This is a genomic window from Falsiroseomonas bella (assembly GCF_003173615.1).
GTDB lineage: Bacteria > Pseudomonadota > Alphaproteobacteria > Acetobacterales > Acetobacteraceae > Falsiroseomonas > Falsiroseomonas bella.
Genome location: NZ_QGNA01000001.1, coordinates 148928 through 173859, shown reverse-complemented (window position 1 = coordinate 173859; position 24932 = coordinate 148928). Strand labels below are relative to the sequence as shown.

General features: G+C 69.9%; 1 protein-coding gene. It reads left to right on the top strand.

Annotated features, from left to right (window positions below):
• The first annotated feature begins 167 nt into the window (after positions 1-167).
• The gene (locus DFH01_RS00790; RefSeq protein WP_109868508.1) at positions 168-24932 is read left to right on the top strand and encodes a LamG-like jellyroll fold domain-containing protein; all 24765 of its coding nucleotides are present in this window, start codon (positions 168-170) and stop codon (positions 24930-24932) included.

The following is a 24932-nucleotide window of genomic DNA, read 5'->3' as shown; positions in this document are numbered from 1 at the left end:
TTCTCCGTAATTTTTTTTCGGAGCGTTTCGCCGGTTATTGCCGCCTGATGCCGTTCCGCATCTGTCGCTGCAAGCACGCGAAAGAAAAACATCCAGCGAACCTGCAGTCATCAATTGACGTCTCGTTTACCGTGGTTTTTCCTCCCTGATTGAATACGGCGTCATGGATGCACCGCGGAGGGGAAGCCCGGCCCGCGGTCGTCGGTGTCGCCGCCGTGGTTCTCTGTGTGCGGGGTGATCCGATGGCGCGGGATGTCTTCAACGAGCCTCTGGAACAACCCGGACAGGATGTCCGAAACAGGCGCCGTTGGCGCGGCGGCCAGGATGGCCGCAAGCCGGCGCGGGGGAGCGCGAAGCCGCGCGCCGATCGGCGCCTGTTGCTCGAATCCCTCGAGCCGCGCGTGCTGCTCTCGGCCGATCTAGACCTGCTCGGCACCACCGCGCTCACCTCCTCCCTCGGCACGCCGGCGCCCACGGTGGATCTCGGCGGCTCGAACGACGCCAGCGACTACGACATCGCCATCCACACCCAGGCCGGCGATCCGATCAGCGCGCCGGTGATCGCCGGCACGCTCGACGTGCCGGGCGAGACGGACCGCTTCAGCTTCACCCTGACCGAGGCGAAGCGCGTCGTCTTCGACAGCCTGGCCAACCGCAGCGACATCCTCTGGTCGTTGACCGGGCCGCGCGGCAGCGAGGTGTCGGGCCGCCGCTTCGACCTCTCCGACAGCAACAACTTCACGAACAATGTCGGCGGCTCGCCGGTGATGACGCTGCTGCCGGGCGACTACCTGCTGAGCGTGGACGGCAACGGCGCGGCGACCGGCGACTACGCCTTCCGCCTGCTCGACATGCAGCAGAGCCGCCAGGTGACCTATGGCGAGAACGTCACCGGCGCGCTGACCGAGGCGGACTTCACCGACAGCTTCCAGTTCACCGCGACCGCCGGCGACCGGGTGTATTTCCAGCGCACCGCGCTGTCCGGCGCCGGAACGCCGATGTGGCGGCTGATCGGACCCGGCGACGAGGTGCTGTTCACCAACAGCAACTTCACCGACGTGGACACGCTGACGCTGGGCGCGGGCGGCCTCTACACGCTGCTGCTGGAAGGCCCGGTGAACAATGCGGGCGCCGCGATCGACTACGGCTTCACGCTCCATCTTGCCTCCACCGACAGCGCGCCGCTCGTGCTCGGCGAACTGGTGATGGGCGAGATCGAGCAGCCGGGGCGCCAGGATTCCTACAGCTTCACCCTGGCCGCCGCCGCGCGGCTCTATTTCGATTCGCTGGCCAATGATTCCGGGAAGACCTGGACACTGACCGGCCCGCGCGGCGTCGAGGTGGACAGCCGCCAGTTCAACCAGTCGGACGGAAGCGGCATCGGCGGCTCGCCGCTGCTCGACCTCGTCGCCGGCGACTACACGCTGACGGTGCAGGGCAACGGTGCGAACACCGGCCGCTATGGCTTCCGTCTGCTCGACCTGGCGGATGCCACGGAGATCGCCGCGGGCGCGGCGGTGTCGGGCACGCTGGGCGACCAGGGCTACGCCGCGGCGCTGATGCGCAGCCCGAACGCCGCGCCGCTGACCTATCCGGAAGGCGCGACCAACCGCGCGCTGCAGAGCATCGGCACCACCACCTATGCCGGCGTTCCCGACGACGCATCCCTGAAGCCGACGCAGCTCACGTTGGAAGCCTGGGTGCGGCGCGACGCCGATGCGCCGCAATGGGCCTCGGTGGCGATGAAGACAAGCACCGGCAACTGGAACGACGGCTACGGGCTGCACTACACCAACGACGGCTACATCAACTTCTTCGTCAACAGCTACAGCAACGTCCGGGTGCGCGCCCTGCTGCCGGCGAATGACTGGACGCATGTTGCCGGCACCTATGACGGTGCCAACCTCCGCCTGTTCATCGACGGCGTGGAGGCCGCGACGCTGGCCTACACCCAGCCCATCAACCACAGCAGCGCCGAGTTCCGCATCGGCACCGACGGCGGCGGCAACTATCCCTGGCGTGGCGCCATCGACGACCTGCGCGTCTGGAACGTGGCGCGCACGGCGGAGCAGATCCAGGCGGCGATGGGCGCGCCGCTCGCCGGCAATGAGTCCGGGCTCGCCGCCTACTGGAAGCTCGACGAAGCCAGCGGCGCGGCGGTGGTCGATTCCGGTCCGAACGGCAACGACGGCACGCTGACGAACCTCGGGCGCGAGACGCGGGTGTTCCGCTTCGACGCGGAGCGCGGCGACCAGATCCTGCTCGATGCCACCACCTCCTCCTCCGGCCTTTACTGGCGGCTGTTCGATCCCACGGGGCGGGAGCTCGTGGACCAGAGCTTCACCGACGCCACGCGCAGCCTGCTGCTGACCGGCAGCTACACCCTCATCGTCGAGGGGCTGATCGGCAATGTGCGGCCGGTCAATTTCGGCTTCACCCTGGTGGACCAGGGCAACACGCCGGTCGAGGCCTTCACCGGCGATGCGCTGACGCTCGGCGCCCGCGTGGACGGCAACATCGCCGTCGCGGGCGAGGTGGATTCCTTCGTCTTCACGCTCGCCGGCCCGACACGCCTCTACCTCGACAGCCTGACCAACAACGGCAACCTGCGCTTCGCCCTCGAGGGGCCGCGCGGCGTCGAGTTCTCCGACCACCCGACCTCGAACGGCGACCGGGTCATCGACCTGCCGCTCGGCGGCGAATACCGCCTCACGGTCCGGGCGACGACCACCAACACCGGCGCCTATGCCTTCCAGCTGCTCGACTTCGCGGCGGCGACCGAGATCGCCTATGGCGCGGAGGTGACGCACACCGCGACGCCGAACAACGGCGCCGCGATCTTCCGCTTCGATGGCAGCGCGGGCGACCGCATCTTCTTCAACGCCACGCAGAACAACACCTGGTGGACCAACTGGCGCCTGTTCGACCCCTGGGGCCGTGAGATCTACTACACCGACTTCCAGGACAACGGCCCGCGCAACCTGCCCTTCGACGGCACCTACACGCTGGTGATGGAAGGCGAGGTCTGGCAATCCGGCACCGGCACCGTCTTCAAGTTCCGCCTGGAGGAAGTGACGGACAAGGCGGCGGCGCTGGCCCTTGGCGATTCCGTGGCCGACAGCATCGAGATTCCCGGCCAGGCCGCGCGCTACAGCTTCGAGCTGGCGGAGGCGACGCAGCTCTATTTCGATTCGCTCACCAATGACGGCAGCCTGCGCTGGACGCTGTCGCGGCCCGGCGCGACGCTGGTCGGCGGCCGCGCCTTCAGCTCCGCCGACCTGCCCTTCACCGCCGGGCCCGGCCAGTACACCCTCACGGTCTATCGCGACGGCGACGGCACCGGCGCCTTCGCGTTCCGCCTCTCCGACCTCGCCTCCGCGACGCCGATCGCATTCGGCGAGACGGTGACCGTGACCAACACGCCCGCCCGCAGCGCCAGCTTCTACAGCTTCGAGGCGGAGGCGGGGGACCGCGTCTTCTTCAACGCGCTGCGCAACGCCCTCTGGTGGACCGATATCCGGCTGATCGACCCGGTCGGCCGCCAGATCCGCTACCAGGACTTCAACGATTTCGGTCCCCAGACCCTCGATGTCGCCGGCCGCTACACGCTGGTGATGGACGGCGAGGTCCACATCACCGACGCCAGCGCGCGCTTCGCCTTCGCGCTGACCAAGGTGGAGGATTCGCAGCAGGCGATCGCGATCGACGGGGCCGGCACCACCGGTCCGCTCGCGACCGAGGGCAGGATCGGCGGCGCGCTGACCTTCACCGGCGCCGAATACGCGACCGTGCCGGACGGCGCCAGCACCGACCTCGTCCGCGACGTCACGGTGGAATTCTGGCTGCGCTACGACCACACCACGACGACCTGGACGCCGCTGGTCATCAAGGCGGTCGACCCCAATCCGGTGAACACGCGCACCTATTCCTTCTGGCTGAACGATGCCGGCTACATCCACTTCACCACCACGGATGCGAGCGGCCAGCAGGAGCTCAACTCCGCCACGGGCTCGGTGGCGCGGAACGAGTGGGTTCACGTCGCAGGCATCATCGACCGCACCACCGGCCAGATGCGGCTGCTGCTCAACGGCGCGGAAGCGGCCAGCCGGACGATCCGCACGACCGATGCGGTGACGCATGACGGGCCGCTGTACGTCGGCGGCGCCGGGAACACGGCGAGGCTGTTCGGCACGATCGACGAGCTGCGCCTGTGGTCGGTCGTGCGCACCGACCAGCAGATCCAGGACTCGATGAACGCCGCGCTGGTCGGCGACGAGGAGGGGCTCGAGCTCCGCCTGCCGATGGACGAGGCGACGGATCCGGCCACGCTCGCCGATCTCGGCCCGGCCGGCACGGACGCCACCGTGGTGGATGCGCGGCAGGGCCTGCCCGGCATCATCATGGGGCGCATCCCGTCCCCGGGCGGGGTCAGCCGCTACAGCTTCACGCTGGCTCAGGACGCGCTGCTCTATTTCGACACGCTGACCAACAACGACGCCGCGACCGTCACCGTCACCGGGCCGGGCGGCATCGGCTTCTCGCGCAACCTGCGCAACGGCGACAGCCACGAGTTCGGCGGCAGCAGCCCGGTCTTCGCCGCCATCGCGGGCGACTACACCATCACCGTGGACGGCACCGGCGACAGCACCACCCCCTTCGCCTTCCGCCTGCTCGATCTCAAGGCCGCGCCGACCGTCGCCTACGACACGGTGGTGACGAGCCCGCCGGCGGTGGGCGACCGCACCGACATGTTCCGCCTCGACGCGACGGCAGGCGACCGCGTCTATTTCGACCTGCTCAGCTCCAGCAGGGCGGACTGGCAGGCCAGCTGGCGCGTCTTCGACCCGCTCGGCCGCCAGGTGCTGGGCCTGACCAGCCTCAACGACGTCGAGACGCTGACGCTGTCCATGACCGGCGCCTACACGGTGCTGGTGGAGGGCCGCACCGCCTATCCCGAGCCCTTCTCGTATTCGTTCCAACTGCGGAAGGTAGAGAACGAGTCCACGCCGGCGGTGTTCGGCACCAATCCGCAGCCCGGCCCGCTCTGGACCGAGGGTCGCCTCGACGGCGGCGTTCAGTTCACCGGCGCCGACGCCATCGCCATTGACGGCGCAGGCACCAACCAGACCACGAACCTCACCATGGAGGCCTGGGTCCGGCTGGACGAGTTCAGCGACACCTGGTCCGCGATCTTCTACAAGGGCAACGGCGACAACGGCCATCGCAGCTATTCGCTGTGGGTGAACAACAGCGGCGCGCTCTATCTCGGCACCCGCGATGGCAGCAACGAGCAGGGCACGCAGACCGCCAACGGCGTCATGCAACTCGGCGTCTGGACGCATGTGGCCGCGGTGATCGACCGCAGCAGCGGCCAGCTCCGGATCGTGGTGAACGGCGAGGATCGCGCCACGGGCGCCGTGCGTGCGGGCCCTGCCGTCAGCACCGCCGAGCCGCTGCTGATCGGGCGCACCTCGGAAACCTCGACGGGCTTCGACTTCCTGCGCGGCGCCGTGGACGAGGTCCGCCTGTGGAACGTCGCGCGCACCACGGACGAGATCGACGACAACAAGGCTGTCGCCCTCACCGCCCCGCAGGCCGGACTCGTCATGCGCCTTGCCCTCGACGAGGAGGACGGCGATGCCGCCGCCGACACAAGCGGCAACGGCAATGCCGGCACGCTGGAACGCTTCAACGCGGACGGCATCACCGGGCGGATCGACCATGTCGGCCAGCGGGACAGCTACAGCTTCACCCTGGCATCCTCCAGCCGCCTGCTGCTCGACATCCTCTCGCCCTACAACGGCAACTTCACCCTGACCCTGACGGGCCCGCGCGGCACCGAATTCTCCGGCTGGCGCTTCGACAACACGGATAGCGGCGCGCTCGGCGGCAGCAGGCTGCTCGACCTGCCGGCGGGCGACTACACGGTGACGGTGGACGGCGCCGGCGAGACGACCGGCTGGTACAATTTCCGCCTGCTCGATCTTGCCGCGGCGACGCCGGTCACTGTCGGCACGAGCTTCTCGGGCGCGCTGGTGCCCGGCAGCGCGACGCAGCTTTTCGCCTTCGACGGGACGGCGGGCGACCGCGTCTATCTCGACCACCTCGGCTTTACCAACTCGACCTATGTCCGGCTGTACGACCCGACCGGGCGGCTGGTGCTCGGCCAGACCTACATCGACAGCCTGCGCAGCCAGGGCGCGGTGACCCTCGCCGCCACCGGCACCTATGTGATCGCCGTCGAAGGCCATCCGGGCGAGGGCACGCGGCAAACCTTCAGCCTGATCGTCGATCCGATCATCGACCAGGATTTCCCGCTGACCCTGGGCGCATCGGTGAGCGGCGCGATCGAGAGTCGCGGCCAGGTGGACCGCTACAGCTTCACGGTGGCGGCAGAGACCTTCGTCATCTTCGACGCGCTGACCGACACGCCGAACCTGAGCTGGACGCTCTCCACGCCGGGCTACACGCCGGTGTCGGGCCGCGGCTGGCAGGGCTCGGATTCAGAAAACCTGGACGGCTCTCCAGCCATCCGCCTGCTGCCCGGCACCTACACGCTGACGGTGGACGCGACGAACGACAACATGCCGGGCTACGGCTTCCGCCTGCTGGAGATGGCCGGCGCGACGTCGATGGCGCTGGATGCGTCCGTCACGGGCACGCTCTCGCCCGGCGCGCAGACGGCGATGTACCGCTTCGACGGCACGGCCGGCACGCGGCTGCGCTTCGACAGGGAGAGCCTCTCGGCCGGCAGCCCGAAGGTCCGGGTGCTGGACGAGCGCGGCCGCGTGGTGTTCGGGCGCGCGGAGTTCGCGGACAGCGACCTCTTCGTCCTGCCCATCGACGGCGCCTACACCGTGCTGATCGAGGGTCGCCGCTACGACGGCGGCGACATCAACTTCGGCTTCGCCCTCCGCTCCGATGCGCAGCCGGCCTGGAATGGCGAGACGACGCAGGATTTCGGCGCGGAGGTCGCGGCCTCCGACGGCGAGGCGAGCGGCATCCCCTATGTCCTGGCGAATTATCAGGGGCCGGCCGCGACGCTCGTGTCGGACGGCAACGGCGGCAACGCGCTGCGGTTGACGAGCGCGACGGTCGGGCTGCATCGCAACACGGTCGGCTTCACCTCCACGGCCGACGGGCCGCATGACAGCGTCACCGTCAGCTTCGACGCGCGCATGATCGTCTCCAACGCCGGGCGGAACCAGTCGGGCGACGGGCTCGGCTTTGCGCTGCTGCCGACGCGGCTCTACGGCCCGGCCGGATCGGCGCCGAACTTCGGCGAGGAGCCGAACATCGCCGGCGCGCTCGGCATCGGCTTCGACATCGTCAACAACGGCGAGGTCAATAACAACCACGTCTCGCTGCACTTCAACGGTGGCGAGATCGGCGAATACGCGGTCGACATCGCAGCGCTCGACCTGGCCGGCGGGCAGTTCTTCGGCGTGGACGTCTCCGTGCAGCGCGCGGTCGGCGGCAGCCGGGTGACCGTGACGCTGACGCCCCCGGGCGGCGGCGCTGCCATCACGCCGATCAACAACATCTTCGTCGGCGGGCTGTTCCTGGAAACCAGCCGCGTCGCCTTCGGCGCGCGCAACGGCGGATGGTCCGCGCACCACGACATCGACAACGTGGCGGTCGCGACCACCGCCTCCACCGAGGTGCCGCTGACCTTCGCGCTGGACCAGCCGACGGGCAGCGCCGAGGTGCTGGCCGCGGCGGGCATCACGACGCTGCCGGTCGGCGGCGTCTTCCGCCACCAGATCACGCTGGCCGAGGACGCCACCGTGCTGATGGACTGGCAGGGCACGGACTGGCAGCCGGTGTGGACGCTCACCGGCCCGGACGGCGTGGTGGCGTCTCGTCGCGCCGACAACAGCGATTCCTATGACGGCTTCGACCTGCAGCCGATGACGCTGAAGGCGGGCACCTACACCGTCACGGTCTCCGCCCTCCCGAACGCCAGCAGCACCTATCGCTTCCGCCTGCTCGACCTGGACAACGCCACGGCGCTCACGCCCGGCACGGCCGTGACGGGCACCTCGATCAACCCCGGCAACGAGGTGGACCTCTACAGCTTCACCGCCTCGGCCGGCGACCGCTTCTTCTTCGACGCGACCAACACCGGCTGGGACACCTATTGGCGTCTCTTCGGCCCGAACGGCCAGCTCGTCACCTGGCGCAACCACACCTATTCCGACGCGGGACCGTTCAGCGTGCCGCTGGACGGCACCTATGTGCTGGCCATCGAGGGCCGCTACTACAACACGGGCGCCAACAACTACAGCTTCAACCTGCGGCCGGTGGTGGACGAGACCACGGCGCTCGATCTCAACACGCGGGTGGACGCGACCATCGCCGGCCCCGGGAGTGTGGACCGCTACACCTTCACGCTCGGCAGCGCGCGGCTGCTCTATCTCGACACCTTCACCAACCGCTCGGACATCCGGTACTACCTCGATGGTCCGAACGGTGAGCGGATCGGCTGGCAGTATTTCTCGAACAGCGACCTGAACCAGGATGGCGCCGCCTTCCGCGCGCAACCGGGCGCCTGGACGCTGACGGTCTATGGCGACGGCGAGGCGAACGGCGCCTATTCCTTCCGCCTGCTCGACCTGACCGATCCGGCTGTCGCAACGGCGATCACGCCCGGCACTCCCGTCTCCGCGACGCTCGATCCATACAACCAGACGGATGCGTATCGCTTCTCCGGCATCGCCGGCCAGCGGCTGTATTTCGACGTGCAGCAGCAGCCCTCGGCCTATTGGCGACTGGTGGACCCCACGGGCCGGCAGCTGTTCCGTGAGGGCTTTTCGGACCGCGGCATCGTCACGCTGCCCGCGACGGGCGAATACACGCTGCTGATCGAGGGCTACCCGTACAACACCGGCAGCGCGGCCTACGCCTTCAACCTGCAGCCGATCGCGGACAGCAGCGCGGCCGCGACCCTCGGCGCGCTGGTCGAGGGCGAGATCGCGCATGCCGGCCAGACGGCCAGCTTCACCTTCACCCTCGCCGAGACGAAGCGCATCTTCGTCGACACCGTCGGCAACGCCGTCGAGACCGCGTGGTGGGCCGATCAGCTGCGCTGGTCGCTGACCGGCCCGAACGGCTTCGTCACCGAACGCAGCTGGACCAACGGCAACGGCAGCCAGTTCGGCGCCGGCAATCCGCTGCTCACGCTGCCGCCCGGCGACTACACGCTTGCGGTGCGCAGCACCGTGGATCGCACCGGCGCCTTCAGCTTCCGGCTGATAGATGTCGCCGCGGCGGAGGATCTGATCCTCGGCTCGCCGGTCAGCGGTGCGCTGACGCCGGGCAGCGAGGCGGACCTCTACAAGTTCGAGGCGACGGCCGGCGACCGCTTCTACTTCGACGCCCAGCAATGGGGATCGGGCAACACCTATTGGCGCCTGATCGGTCCCTATGGCGAAGTGCGATTCGCGCAGGGCATCTCGGAAGACGAGGACACGCTCACCCTCACCGAGACGGGCACCTACCTGCTGATGATCGACGGCCACCCGGCCGACCTCGGCAGCAGCCCGACCTACCGCTTCGGCGTCTATGCGAACCCGCTGCAGGCGCCGGTGCGCATCTCCTCGCTCGAGGCCGTGCCCTCGCCCGACCTCGTCGTGCAGAACGTCGCGGTCGCGCCGGTCGGTGGCGCGGTGGAATCGGGAGGCCAGATCACCGTCAGCTGGCGCGACGCGAATATCGGCGCGTTGCCGGCCGATGCCACCTGGTCGGACCGCGTGATCGTGCGCCGCGTGGACACCGGCGAGATCCTGGCGAGCGTCGTGCTGCCCTTCACGCCGGCCGGCGGCGCCCTGGCCGCCGGCGGCTTCGTGGACCGGCAGGCGACGCTGACGCTGCCGCCGGGCAACCGAGGCGCGGGCGAGCTCACCGTGCAGGTCACGACCGACCTCACCAACGCGCTCGATGAGGAGAATGCCAACGGGACGGGCGAGAGCAACAACGCCACGCAGGTGGCGCTGACCTCCGCCCTCGCGCCCTATCCCGACCTGGTCGTGCAGTCCGTCGCCGCGACGCCGCCTTCCGGCTGGGCGCCGGGCGATGCCGTGACCGTCAGCTGGACCACGCGCAACGACGGCACGGCGGCGGTGCAGACCGACGTGACGGAGCGCCTGATCCTGCGCAACGCCACGACCGGCCAGCAGATGCTGCTGACCACGCTGACGCTGGCCGCAAGCCCCGGCGCGCCCCTCGGCGCGGGGGAGACGCGCGCGCGCAGCACCAGCGTCACCTGGCCGGGCGGGATCTCCTCCACCGGCGTGATCGAGTTCATCGTCACCACCGACACCACCGACCTGGTGTTCGAGGCGAATGCCGGCGGCAACGGCGAGGCCAACAACGCCAGCACGACCTCTATTGTTTCGGCTCCGGATCTTCGTGTCTCCGGCCTCACGCTGGTCAACCCGTCGCCGGAGTCGGGCGACACGCTGACCATCCAGTGGACCGACGAGAACGGAGGCAACGCCGCCACGCCGCAGGGCTGGGTGGACCGCGTGCGGGTGGTGAACACCACCACGAACCAGGTGCTGCTCGACACCACCGTGGCCTATGACCAGGGCGCGCTCGGGCCGCTCGCCTCCGGTGCCACGGCGGCGCGCAGCGTCTCCTTCACCCTGCCGCATGGCGCGGCGGGCGCCGGCAACCTCAGCATCACCGTCACCGCCGACCAGGCGACGAACGGCGCGACGCAGATCACGGAAGCGCTGCCGGCCGGCAATGCGGAGGGCAACAACAGCGCCTCCATCTCCCGCAGTGTCGCGCTGCGCGCCTATCCGGACCTGCTGCCCTCCGACCTCGTCGCGCCCGACACGGGCCGTGGCGAAGGCACGATCCAGGTCTCCTGGACCGTCGCGAACCAGGGCACCGGCGCGACGGACGCGTCCGCCTGGACCGACCTCGTGGTCCTCAGCGACGACGCGGTGTTCGGCGATGCCGACGACGTGGTGATCGGCACGCATCAGCGCAGCGGCGCGCTCGCCGCCGGCGCCGAATACGACGTCCTGCTCGACGTGTCGCTGCCGCCGCGGCTCGAGGGCAACTACTTCCTCTTCGTGCGCACCGACAGCGGCCTGGCGGTGCTGGAGCCCGACACACGCGCCGACAACGTCACTGCGGCGCGGCCCATCGCGATCACCTCGCCTTTCGCAGACCTGACCGTGACGGAGGTGACGGCGCCGGCCACCGTCTCCAGCGGCGGCCAGATCACCGTCGAATGGACCGTCGCGAACCAGGGCGACGGGCCGACCAGCTCCGGCATCTGGCGCGACCGCGTCTATCTCTCCACCGACGGCACGCTGGACGGCGCGGACACGCTGCTCGGCACCTATGTGCGCAACGCCGCGCCGCTGGCGGCCGGCGCCGAGACGCAGGGCACGCTGACGGCGACGCTGCCCGCCAACCTCGCCGGCCAGCGCTACGTCATCGTGCGCACGGATGCGCTCGGCGAGATCTACGAGAAGGGCCTGACCGGCAACAACACCGGCGTCAGCACCGCGCCGATCACGCTGCAGAGCCCGGACCTGACGGTCAGCGACATCGACGTGCCGGAGACGGCACTGCCTGGCCAGCAGCGCAACGTCAGCTGGACGGTGACGAACCAGGGCTTCGGCGACGCCTTCGGCAGCTGGACCGACCGCATCCTGCTGGTGCAGGACGGTCAGCCCGGCAGCACCGTGCTCGGCCATGTCACGCGCAGCGGCGGGCTCGCCGCTGGCGCCAGCTACACCGCCTCGGCCACCATCAACTGGCCGGTTGTGGCCGATGGCGACTGGCGCATCCGCATCGAGAGCGACTACGCGAACCAGCTCTTCGAGGCCGGCGCCGAGGCGAACAACGCCACCACCTCGGCCGACGCCGTGGCGGTGACGCATCCCGACATCACCATTCCTTCCGTCACCGCGCCGCCGACCGCGACCTCGGCGCAGACCATCACCGTCTCCTGGACGATGCGCAACGACGGCACGGCGGCGATCCCGGGCGGCTGGACGGAGCGCGTCTTCCTCTCGCCGACGCAGGAGATCACCAACGCCTCGCGCTTCGTGGGCGAGCGCAGCGGCACGCCCGGCATGGCAGCCGGCGCGGAGGTGAACCGCAGCCTCGACATCACGCTGCCGATCGACCTCTCCGGCACCTGGTACGTGATCGTCTCGGGCGACCACTGGAACCAGGTGAATGAGGGCCTGTCGGAGGGCAACAACCGCGGCGTCTCGGCCGCGATCGCCGTCACCCAGGCGGCCCTGCCCGATCTCGTGGTGGAGAACCTGGCGCTGAACGGCGCGCCGGCGCTGGAATCCGGCGCGGTCGCGACGGTCAGCTGGACGGTGCGCAACACGGGCGCGGGCGACGCCGCGGCGTCCTTCTACGACCGCATCGTCGTGCTGAACGAGACCACCGGCGAGACGCTGGTGAACACGGTGCTGTTCCGCGACGCCGCCGCGCTCGGCGCCATCGCCGCCGGCACCGGCGCGCCGCGGCAGTATCAGTTCACGCTGCCGAACGGCGAACGCGCCGTCGGCGACCTGAAGGTGACGGTCACCACCGACACCTACAACAGCGCCTATGAAGGCGCGGGCGGCAGCGCCGCCGAGACGAACAACGCGGCGACGATCACGCGCGCGAGCGTCATGGCCGACTATGCCGACCTGCAGGTGCAGAACCTGGCGGTCGTGCCGGCCACGCCGCGCTCCGGCGACCTGCTGACCATCACCTGGGACAGCGCCAATATCGGCGACGCCCCCGCGGGGCCCTATGCCGAGCGGCTGCAGGTGATCAACCAGACCACCGGCGAGACGCTGCATGACCAGTATCTCAGCTATCCGGGATTCGGCGGCGCCGCGAATGCGCCGCTGCCCGCCGGCGAATCGCTCGCGCGGCAGGCGAATGTCCGGCTGCCGGACGGCGTGCGCAGCGTCGGCGACATCCTGGTGCGCGTCACCACCGATGCCTTCAGCCAGATCTTCGAGCGCAGCGGCGGCGTCTCCGGCGAGGGCAATAACGTCGCGAGCCTGACGCGCGCCGCGACGCTCGGCGCCTATGCCGACCTCGTCATCAGCGACATCTCGGCGCCCACGAATGCCGGCGCCGGCAAGACGGTGCAGCTTTCCTACACCGTCACCAACACCGGCACCGCCGCGGCGACCGGCGCCTGGACCGAGCAGATCTTCCTCTCGACCGACGAGGTGCTGGGCGGCGACACGCTGCTGCGCAGCGACTACGTGCAGAACCAGTCCATCGCCGCCGGCGCATCTGTGGTGCGGACCGTCTCGGTCACCATGCCCGCCTTCGGCGAGGGCGCGCGCTGGTTCGCGGTGCGCACCGACGCCGCCAATGCGGTGTTCGAGCTGAACGAGCAGAACAACGCGGCGCTCGACGACGTTGCGGTGGAGCTCGACCCCAGCCTGACCATCGGCGTCAGCGTGAACCCGATCTCGGAGGCCGCGGGCGGCGCGGCCAGCACGGGCACGGTCTCGCGCAGCGGCGACATCAGCCAGGCGTTGGTGGTGAACCTCGCCACCAGCCGGCCCGAACTGGTGCTGCCGCCGACCGTGACCATCGCGGCCGGTGCCGCTTCGGCGTCCTTTGCGATCGGCGTGACCGACAACACGCTGGTGGATGGCAGCCGCACCGCGACGCTGACGGCCTCCGCCTCCGGCTATGCCGACGGCCAGGCGAATCTCGGCATCAACGACAACGACGTGGCCGCGCTGACGGTCAGCATCCCGCCCGCCGTGGGCGAGGGCGAGGGCCAGATCCTCGCCACGATCACCCGCAACACGCCGACCAACGCCGCGCTCGACGTCACGCTCGGCGTGGACAAGAGCTGGAAGGCGACAGTGCCGACCGGCTTCACCTTCGCGGTCGGCCAGTCCTCCATCCAGATCCCCGTGACGCTGATCGACGACACGATCATCGAAGGCGCGCGCGACGTGCGCATCACGGCGCAGGCGGCGGGCCACGCCACCGGCTCCGCGCTGATGACGGTGCTCGACAACGATATCCCGAACATCGAACTGTCGCTGAGCAAGACGGCCGTGTCGGAAGGCGCGGGCGCTGCGGGCACCGTGCTGACGATCCGGCGCGACATCGCGGCAAACCAGCCGCTGGAGCTGATCCTGCTCGGCGCGCCGACGCAGATGCGCTTCCCCAACCGCGTGACGATCGCGGCGAACGAGCACGAGGTGCATGTGCCGATCGCGATCGAGGACAACGCGCTGGCTGACGGCAACCGCCTGGTGCCGCTGCGCGTGCAGATCGCCGACAGCGTGCTGAAGGTGGCGGTGCCTGGCACGCAGCAGCAGATCGGCGTGCAGATCCTGGACGATGACGGGCCTTCGCTGTCCGTCACGCTGGCGCACAACGTCATCGGCGAATCCGGCCAGACCACGGGCACGGTCCGGCGCAACACCGGAACCACCGGCGACCTCGTCGTCACGCTGACCAGCGACGACACCACCGAGGCGACGGTGCCCGCGACGGTGACGATCCTCGACGGCCAGGACTCCGCGACCTTCACCGTCACCGGCGTGATCGACGGCGTCAGCGACGGTACGCGCCCCGTCACGCTGCTGGCCTCGGCCGGTGGCTTCAACGCCGGCGCCGCCGGCCTGCAGGTGACCGACCGCGACCTGCCCGACCTGCAGGTGACGAGCATCGCGCTGCCGACCTCCGTCAAGACCGGCCAGGCCGTGACGGGCACCTTCACCGTGGCCAATCGCGGCCTTGGCGCGACGAGCGGCTCCTGGGTGGATCGCGTCTACATCTCCACCGACGTGACGCTCGGCGCCGACGACGTGCTGGTCGCGACCCATGCGGGCGAGCCGCTGGACGTGAACCAGGCCTATCAGCGCACCGTGAACTTCCTCGCGGGATCGCTGACCGGCACGGTCTACATGATCGTGGTCTCCGACCCGAACGGCGCGCTGGAGGAGATCTCCAACGGCAACAACCAGTCGGTCGGCTCGCTGCAGGTCAACCCGGCCTATCGCGCGACCGTCAGCGCCGACATCGAGGCCGCGCCGGCGGGCACCCGCATCCCGCTCACTGGCAACATCTTCGACCCCGACGCGCCGACGCCGGGCGATGCCGCCACGGCGGACACGAACCCCGCCCTGATGTTCAAGCCGGTGACGATCCAGGTCACCTCGGCGAACGGCAACACGCGCACGCTGACCACGGTCACCGACATCAACGGCAACTTCACCGTGGACTTCGTGCCGCTGCCCGGCGAGGCCGGCCGCTACACCATCGCTGCCGACCATCCCGGCGTGACGCAGCGCACGCCTCAGGACAGCTTCGTGCTGATGGCGATGAAGGCGACGAGCTTCCCCGGCTCGGTCGACCTGCTGCCCAACACGCCCGAGAGCTTCGATTTCACCATCGCGAATCTCGGCGACGTGCCGCTCACCAGCCTCGCCATCGCGGTGGAGGGCGCGCCGCCCTGGCTCGACCTGGACATCGACCTGGCGGACGTCATCGCGGCCGACGGCAGCGTCACCGGCAGCGTCACCGGCAGCGTCCAGCTCACGGCGAACCAGGACCTACAGACCTCCGGTCGGCTCGTCTTCGTGCTGACCACGGCCGAAGGCGTGACGCTGCGCGTGCCGCTGAGCGTCAGCGTCACGCCGCTGACGCCGCGCCTGGTCGCGCAGCCCGGCTTCCTGAACGCCGGCATGCTGCGGGGCGAGCAGACGCTGGTCAGCTTCGAGGTGACGAACAACGGCGGCACCGAGACCGGGCCGCTGACCCTCGTGCTGCCGAACGAGCCCTGGCTCGCCGCCGCGACGCCGACCAGCATCGCCTCGCTCGGCGTGGGCGAGAAGACCACCGTCACGCTGCGCCTTAACCCGGGCGAGGACCTGCCGCTCGGCCTCTACAAGGGCACCGTGGTGCTGAACGGCACGCGGACCACGCTCTCCACCGCCTACGAGTTCCGCGCGATCTCGGAGGCCGTGGGCGACGCCCGCATCAAGGTTGAGGACGAGTACACCTACTTCGCCGAAGGCAACCCCGGCCTTGCCGGCGCCGCGGTGAAGCTGATCGACCCGTACTCCTACCAGGTCATCGCCTCGGGCATCGCCGACGAGGACGGCTTCGTCAACTTCACCGGCATCGCGGAGGGCAAGTACATGCTCTCCGTCTCGGCCGACAAGCACGACAGCGTGCAGACGGCGTTCGAGATCAAGCCCGGCATCCTGAACGAGACCACCGCCTTCCTGCACCGCCAGGTGGTGACGTACAAGTGGACCGTCGTCCCGATCGAGGTCGAGGATCGCTACAAGATCGTCCTGGAATCGGTCTTCGAGACCGAAGTGCCGATGCCCGTTGTCACCACGGACACGCCGCGGCTGATGCCGCTGATCGTGCCGGGCGAGACGACGCAGATGGAGATCACGCTCACCAACCACGGCCTGATCCAGGCCGAGCAGGTGCAGATCAAGGTGCCGAACGACCCGGACCTGATCATCACCCCGCTGGTGGACGTGATCGACGTGCTGCCGGCCAAGAGCTCCGTCACCATCCCGATCACCATCCGCCTGCGCGAAGGCTCGCCGCTCGCCGCGCAGATGGCGTCCAACTCCAGCGCGATGGTCATCCCGACCGGCGACGGCATCATGCCGGCCTCCGCGCTCGACATGCCGATCACCGCCCAGGGCTGGGGCAACGCGATCGCCAAGTGCCTCGGGATCGAGGCGGTCTACACCTATGAATGCCAGAACGGGCAGTGGGTGTCGGTGCCGCACAAGCTGGATGCGGTGTTCTGCGCCGAGGACATCCTCGGCGCCGGCGGCTCGGCGAAGGACTTCCTGAAGGACTGGATCAAGGATCCGAAGAAGGCGAACCCCGCCAACCTGGTCTGCGACGCCATCGGCATGATCCTGCAATGCGCGGGCGCCGATGACTGCACCCAGGCCATCGTCTCCACCATCTGCGGCGTCGGCCTCGGCGCGCTGACCGGCGGCTGGGCCGGCGCGGGCGCCGGCCTCGGCGGCGCGCTGGACGACATCCTCGCCTGCCTCTGCAGCCTCGACTGGGGCATTGGCGGCGACGGCAGCACCGGCGGTGGCGGCGGCGGCGGCGGCGGTGGCGGCTGGGGCATCTATGGCGGCGGCATCGGCACGCCCTGGTCGGTCCCGGTGATCTGGGACGGCGGCGGCGTGTCCTGCGGCCCCGGCAGCTCCGACGCGACGGTGCTGGACGCGGACGGCAACCTCTCGCCCACCGCGGCCGGCGTCTGCGCCCAGGTGCGCCTGAAGCTGGAGCAGGAGGCGGTGATCACGCGCACCGCCTTCCTCGGCACGCTCGAGCTCGACAACGGCACCGCGGGCACGCTGGAGGACATCCAGCTCATCCTCGACATCCGCGACGAGAACGGGAACGTCGCCAACGACAAGTTCTTTGTCATCGGCCCGGATGGCGAGAACATGACCGGCGGGCCGGAGTTCTGGTCGCTCGCGGCCGGCGCGACCGGTGCGCTGAAGTACACCTTCCTGCCCACCGTGGACGCCGCGATGGACGCGCCGACGCGCTACTCCATCGGCGGGCGCCTGGTCTACAAGGATGGCGGCAACGTCGTGGACGTGCCGCTGCTCTCGTCCAAGATCACGGTCTATCCGGAAGCGCGGCTGCAGCTTGACTACTTCTGGCAGCGCGACGTCTTCGGCGACGATCCCTTCACCGACCCGATCGAGCCGTCCGAGCCCTTCGCCCTCGGCCTGCAGGTGACGAACCTGGGCAAGGGCGACGCCAACCGGATGACGATCACCTCCGCCCAGCCGGAGATCATCGAGAACGAGAAGGGCCTGCTGATCGACTTCGAGATCATCAGCAGCCAGGTCGGCGCCGCGGCGGCCCAGCCCTCGCTGACGGTGGATCTCGGCCGCATCGCCGCGGGCGAGACCAAGACCGCGCAGTGGAACATGATCTCGTCCCTGCAGGGCAAGTTCATCGACTACAAGGCCAGCTTCGAGCATCTCGACGCGTTCGGCGGCCTGCGCACCTCGCTGATCGAGAGCGTGAACATCCACGAGCTCATCCGGCAGGTGGAGGTGAACCACCCGGCCAGCGACGACATCCCGGACTACCTGGTCAACGACCTGCCGGACGACGAGCACCTGCCGGACACGCTGTATCTCTCCACGGGCGGCAAGATGCCGGTCACCGTGGCGCAGAACGTGCAGGTCACCGGCGGGCTGACGCGCACGCTGACCGCCGATGTGCAGGCCGGCTGGACCTATCTGAAGGTGGCGGATCCCGGTGCGGGCTATCGCCTGACTCAGGTGCTGCGCTCCGACGGAACGGCTCTGCCGATCGGCGACATGGTCTGGCGTACCGACCGCACCTTCAGGCCGGGCGAGCCCGGCGCCACCTATGAGAACCTGCTGCACCTGCTGGATCGCAACTCCACCGGCAGCTACACGCTGGTCTATGCGGTGGACGACAAGGTGCCGCCTGCGATCCTGTCGCTGGAAGCGCCCGCGGCAGTCGTCACCAGCGCGGTCGGCCAGCTCGACGTCACCTTCACCGAGCCGCTCGACCTCGGCACCTTCACCGTCGCGGATCTCACGCTGACGCGGAACGGCACGGCGCTGGATCTCAGCGCCGCGACGATCACGCAGGTCTCCACCAGCGTCTACCGCATCGGCAATCTCGGCGCGCTGACCACGCCGGATGGCAACTACGCGCTGACCGTGGACAGCCGCAGCATGGCGGACGGCGCCGGGAACGCCGGCACCAATGCGCGCAGCGTCTCCTGGGCGATGTCCGCCGCCTCCGTCGTGGTGGCCAGCATCCAGACGGTGGAGCCCGATCCGCGCAACATCGCGGTCGGCGCGCTGGAGGTCGAGTTCTCCCGCACCATCGACCCGGCGACCTTCGGCGTGGCCGACATCGCCCTGACGCGCGATGGCGAGGCGGTCGAGCTCGACGGCCGCGTCGTTGTCACGCAGCTCAGCGACACGCGCTTCCGCATCAACGGCCTCGGCACGCTCACGGGCACGGCCGGCACCTATGCGCTGACGGTCTTCGCATCCGGCGTGGGCGAGGCGGGCAGCGGCAATGCCGGCACCGGCCAGCTCACCGAGACCTGGACGACGGACACCACGGCGCCCGTCGTCCTCGACCTCGAGGATGTGGCGACCAATCCGCGCAACACGGTGATCCTCTCGCTCGATGTCACCTTCTCCGAGGCGATCGACCCGGCGAGCTTCACCGCGGCGGACCTGACGCTGACGCGCAACGGCGGCGCCAACCTGATCGTCGCCGACGACATCGAGCTGACGCAGCTCAGCGAGACGGTCTGGCGCATCGCGGGCTTCAACTGGGTCTCCGGCCTCGCGGGCGACTACGTGCTCACCGTGGACGGCGCGGGCCTCGCCGACCTCGCGGGCAATGCCGGCACCGGCTCCGCCTCCTCCTCCTGGCGGATGGACATCGGCGCGCCGCCGGCGGCGACCAACCTGCGCATCACGCCGGACCGCGGCGTGGCCGATGACGACGAGCTGACCAACACCCAGGCCTTCTCGATCCTCGGCGACCTGGCGGAGGAAGGTCTCACCGTCCGCTTCTACGACCTGACGACGAAGACCGATCTCGGCGTCGCAGTCGTGACCGGCCAGACCTTCGAGGGCGCGATCGCGCTGAACAGCCCGGGCAAGCACGACATCCGTGTGCGCACGGTGGACGTCGCGGGCAACACGACCGATGCGGTGCTGAGCGTCTTCATCGACGTCTCCGCCCCCGCGGTCACCGCCATCCAGCAGGTCACGCCGAATCCGCGCACCACGGGCGTCGCCACGCTGGACGTGACGCTCTCCGAAGCGGTGGACGCCGCCAGCTTCGATGCGCAGGACATCGTGCTGACGCGCGACGGCGCGGCGCTGGACCTGTCCGGCGTGACGGTCGCACTGCTGTCCGGCACCACCTACCGCATCTCGGGCCTCGAGGCGGTGACCGGCGAGCCGGGCGACTACGAACTGACCGTCGCCGGCGCCGGCATGCTCGACAATGCCGGCAATGCCGGCACCGGCAGCGCGACCGCAAGCTGGACGCGGGCCGGGAGCCTGCCCACCGGCATCACCGGCCGCGTCTTCGAGGATTTCGACGCGAACGCGGTCTTCGGCACCAGCCCCTTCGGCACCACCGATGTCGGTCTCGAAGGCTGGACGGTGTTCCTCGACCTCGATGGCGACAGCGTGCTCGACGACGGCGAGGCCAGCACCACCACCGCCGCGAACGGCACCTACGCCTTCACCGGCCTCACGGCGGGCAGCTACGCGATCGTCGCGGAGCTGCGCACCGGCTGGTCCTCGACGGGGCCTGTCTCCAACCGCATCGAGGTGACGCTGCTCGCCGAGCAGACCCTGACGAACGCCAACTTCGCGCGCTTCGAGCTCGGCACGATCGGCGGCGTGAAGTTCAACGACCTCGACGGCGACGGCATCCGCGACGGGGGCGAGGAAGGCCTCGCCGGCGTCACGCTCTTCGTGGACCGCGACGGCGACAACGTGCTCGACGACGGCGAAGCCAGCACGGTCACCGCGGCGGATGGCAGCTACGCATTCACCGGCTTGGCCTACGGCACGGTGCGCATCGGCGAGGTCGCGCGGGATGGCTGGGCGCGCACCACGCCGCCGGCCTCCATGCGGGTGATCAGCGGCTACGAGAACGCCACGGTCGCCATCGGCAATGTCCGCACGGTCTCGATCAGCGGCATGAAGTTCGAAGACCTCAACGGCAATGGCCTGCGCGAGGACGGCGAGGGCGGCGTCGAGGGCTGGACGATCTTCATCGACGCCAACGGCGACGGCGTGCTGCAGGAGACGGAGGCCAGCGTCCTCACCGGCGCGGACGGCACCTACAGCTTCACCGGCCTGCTGCCCGGCACCTACATCATCGCGGAAGTGCAGCGGACCGGCTGGGTGCAGACCACGCCGACCGGATCCGCCGCGGGCAGCGGCATCGCGGTCAGCCTTGCCGGCTCGGATGTCGAGCTGACGATGGAAGGCTGTTCCTGCGGCGGCACCTGGTCGTTGCCGGACGGGTCGGACATCGTGGATCTCGGTGCGCTTTCGACGCGCGAATCCCGTGACATCACCGGCCTGACCTCTGCGCTGCAGGACGCGCGCTTCACCGGCCTGACCGGCAGCGGCGTGCGCACCGTGCTGATCGACACCGGCATCGACGTGGACCATTCCTTCTTCGGGCCGGACACGGACGGCAACGGCATCGCTGACCGCATCGTCTACCAGTGGGACTTCGCGGACAACGACGCCGACGCTTCCGACATCGCGAAGGGCCATGGCAGCCACGTCGCCAGCCTGATCGCCAGCGGCGACAGCCGCTACGGCGGCGTTGCGCAGGGCACCGACCTGATCGTGCTGAAGGTGTTCAGCGACAGCGGCCGCGGCACCTTCGCGAATGTCGAGAAGGCGCTGCAGTGGGTGATCGCCAATGCCGAGGCGTGGAACGTCGGCGTGATCAACATGTCGCTCGGCGACAACGGGAACTGGAACACCACCATCCCGCGCTACGGCCTCGGCGACGAGTTCGCGACGCTGGCCGCCATGGACGTCATCACGGTCGCCGCCGCGGGCAACTTCTACAACCAGTACAACGCGATGGGCGTGGCCTATCCCGCGGCCGACCCGGCGGTGCTCTCCGTCGGCGCCGTCTGGTCGGGCGATTTCGGCGGCCCCTGGACGGTCGCGACCGGCGCCACGGACTACACCACCGGCGCCGACCGCATCGCGGCCTTCAGCCAGCGCGACGACGAGCTGCTGGACATCATGGCGCCCGGTGCGCGCTTCAACGGCGCGAACGCCACGGGCGGCGTGCAGACGATGCAGGGCACCAGCCAGGCCGCGGGCTTCGTCTCCGGCGCGGCGGCGCTCTCGCAGCAGCTCGCGCAGCAGGTGCTCGGGCGCAACCTCTCCACGGCGGAATTCGCGGAGCTGCTGAAGCGCACCGGGGACATGATCCTCGACGGCGATGACGAGAACGACAACGTCAAGAACACGGGTCTCTCCTTCCCGCGCATCCAGTTCACGCGGCTGTTCGAGGAGATCCTGACCTTCACCTCGCTGCCCGATGACGGCGGCGCGGGCGGGGGCGCGGGCGGTGGCACCGGCGGCGGCACCACGCGGCCGCAGCAGGCGGCGGCGCCGGGCGTGCACAGCGTCACGCTCGCCGCCGGCGAGAGCCGCGCGGATGTCAGCTTCGGCAACTTCAAGCTGGCGACGATGACCGGCGTCGTCTTCCTTGATGCGGACGCCGACGGGCAGCGCGATGCCGGCGAGGATGGCGTCGCGGACCGGACCGTCTTCCTCGACGCCAACGGCAACGCCACGCTCGACGAGAACGAGACCGAGGCGCTGACCGACGCCGCCGGCGCATTCGATCTCGGCCTGCTCGGCCCGGGCGCGTATGCTGTGCGCATGGTGGGCGTGCCCGACTGGGTTGTGACCACGCCGCAGCCTGTCGCCGGCACCTCCGGCAGCGGCCAGGCCATCGCCCTGCAGATCGGGACGCGGCTTGCGCCGACCGGCGGCGAGCTGGCGGCGCTGCCCGACAGCGCGACGACCGACGAGGACACGACGCAGGTCATCGACGTCACGGCGAATGACGGCGGCACGGCGCCACTGACGGTCACGCTGCCGCAGGCGCAGTCGGCGCAGGGCGCTGTGCTGACGGTGCTGGCGGACGGTCGCGTCCACTACAACCCGAAGATCGCGCCGACGCTGCAGGCGCTGCTGCCCGGCCAGACGGCGACCGACAGCTTCGAATACACGGTCACAGACGCCACCGGCGCCACCGCGACGACCACCGTGACGGTGACTGTCGAGGGCACGAACGACGAGCCGAAGGCGCGGCCGAACAGCTACACGACGCATGAGGACCGGGCGATGATCCTGCCCGTCCTGCTGAACGACACGGATGCCGATGCCGGCCAGTCCCTGTCGCTCGTCGGGCTGCCGGCCTTCAGCACCCGCGGCGCCGCCCTCGTGGCGCTGCCGGACGGGCGGGTCAGCTACGACCCACGCGTCTCCGCCGAGCTGCAGCAGATCAAGTTCGGCGAGGAGCTGACGGACAGCTTCACCTACCGCATCTCGGACGGCGCGGGCGGCGAGGCGGAGGCGACCGTCACGGTGCTGGTCACGGGGCGGCGTGATCCCTTCGTGCCCTTCAGCACCAGCACGACGGAGGACGCCGAGATCCTCGTCGCCGTGCCGGACGTGACCGTCACGTCGGTCGGCAGCATCAGCGCGCAGACTGCGGCCGTCAGCCTGGTGGGCGGAAAGATCCTCTACGATCCGCGCAACACTCCGCGCGTGCAGCGGCTTGCCGAAGGCGAGACGATGCAGGACGGGATCAACTTCAGCGGCTTCACCGCGCTCGGCGAACCGGTGACCGGCCGTCTGTCCATCATGCTGACCGGCGTGAATGACGCGCCCGTGGCGCAGCGCGTGAACGCCGAGACGGATGCCCGCACCGTCGCGGAGATCGACGCGAAGGTCGGCGGCGCTGATCGCGACAACGGCGCGGTGCTGACGCTCGACGGCGTGGCGGCGACCAGCCGCCTCGGCGCCAGCATCGCGATCGTGGACGGCAAGGCGGTCTACGACCCCACCGGCGCGCCGGCGCTGCAGGCGCTGCTGTTCGGCGAGACCGCGCTGGACAGCTTCAGCTACACCGTCCGCGACGAGCACGGCGCCACGGCCAGTGCCACGGTCTACGTCACCGTGGCGGGGCTGGGCGACACCAGCCATCTGATCCCGCTCGCCCCAGGCAGCACCGACGAGGACACGGTGCTGCGCATGGCCGTCGGATCCTGGCCGCTGGTCTCGGTCAGCCCGGTCACTGGGCTCGGCGCGCAGGTCAGCATCGTCAACGGCAAGGTGAACTACGATCCGCGCCGCTCCGCCGCCATCCAGGCGCTGGATGCCGGCGACAGCGCCGCGGACCTCGTCACCGTCACCTTGCGCGACAATGCGGGCAAGCTGCGCCAGGGCCAGATCGCCGTCACGGTGAACGGCGTGAACGACGCGCCGGTCGCCATCGCGGATGCCGCCTCGGCGCGCGCCGACCAGGTCACCGAGGTCGCTGTCCTGGCCAATGACCGCGACGGCGACGCCTCCGCCGTGCTGTCCATCACCGGGCTCGCGGCGAGCAGCGCCGGCGGCGCGACGCTGTCGGTGGTCAACGGCAAGGTCGCCTACGACCCGACCGGCGTCGCCGCCTTCCAGGCGCTGCCGGTCGGTGCGACGGCCAACGACAGCTTCAGCTACACGGTCGTGGACGAGCATGGCGCAAGCTCGACCGCGACGGTGCAGATCCGGGTGGTCGGCCGCAACAACCCGCCGGTCGCCACGGCCGACGCAGCCGCCGCGACGTCCCGCGCGCCGATCGTGATCGACGTGCTGGCGAACGACAGCGACGTGGACACCGGCGCCGTGCTCACGCTGCTGGAGGCGCAGACGGTCAGCCGCTTCGGCGCCGCCGTCAGCATCAACCCGGACGGCACGCTGACCTACGATCCCACCGCCTCCGCCACGCTGACCGCGCTGGCGCCCGGCGCGGTCCGCACCGACCGCTTCACCTACACCATCACCGACGAGCAGGGCGCGCGGCGCTCGGCCTGGGTGACGGTGACGGTGACCGGCGCCGCGCCGGCGCCCGCGGCCCTGGCGCTGCCCGCCTCCACGCCCGCGACGAAGCGCGTCGCCGCGGCAGAGCCGGAGGAGGAGGAGTTCGTCGTGGACCTCGCCGCCGAGTTCTCCGGCTTCGCGGCGCCGGTCCAGCCGGCGGGCGGCGTCTCCTCCTGGCAGGTCGGCTTCGTCGCCGAAGGCACGGGAACCGAGGATCCGAATCGCGACATCGAAGTCGTGATCGGCCAGGTGGCCTGA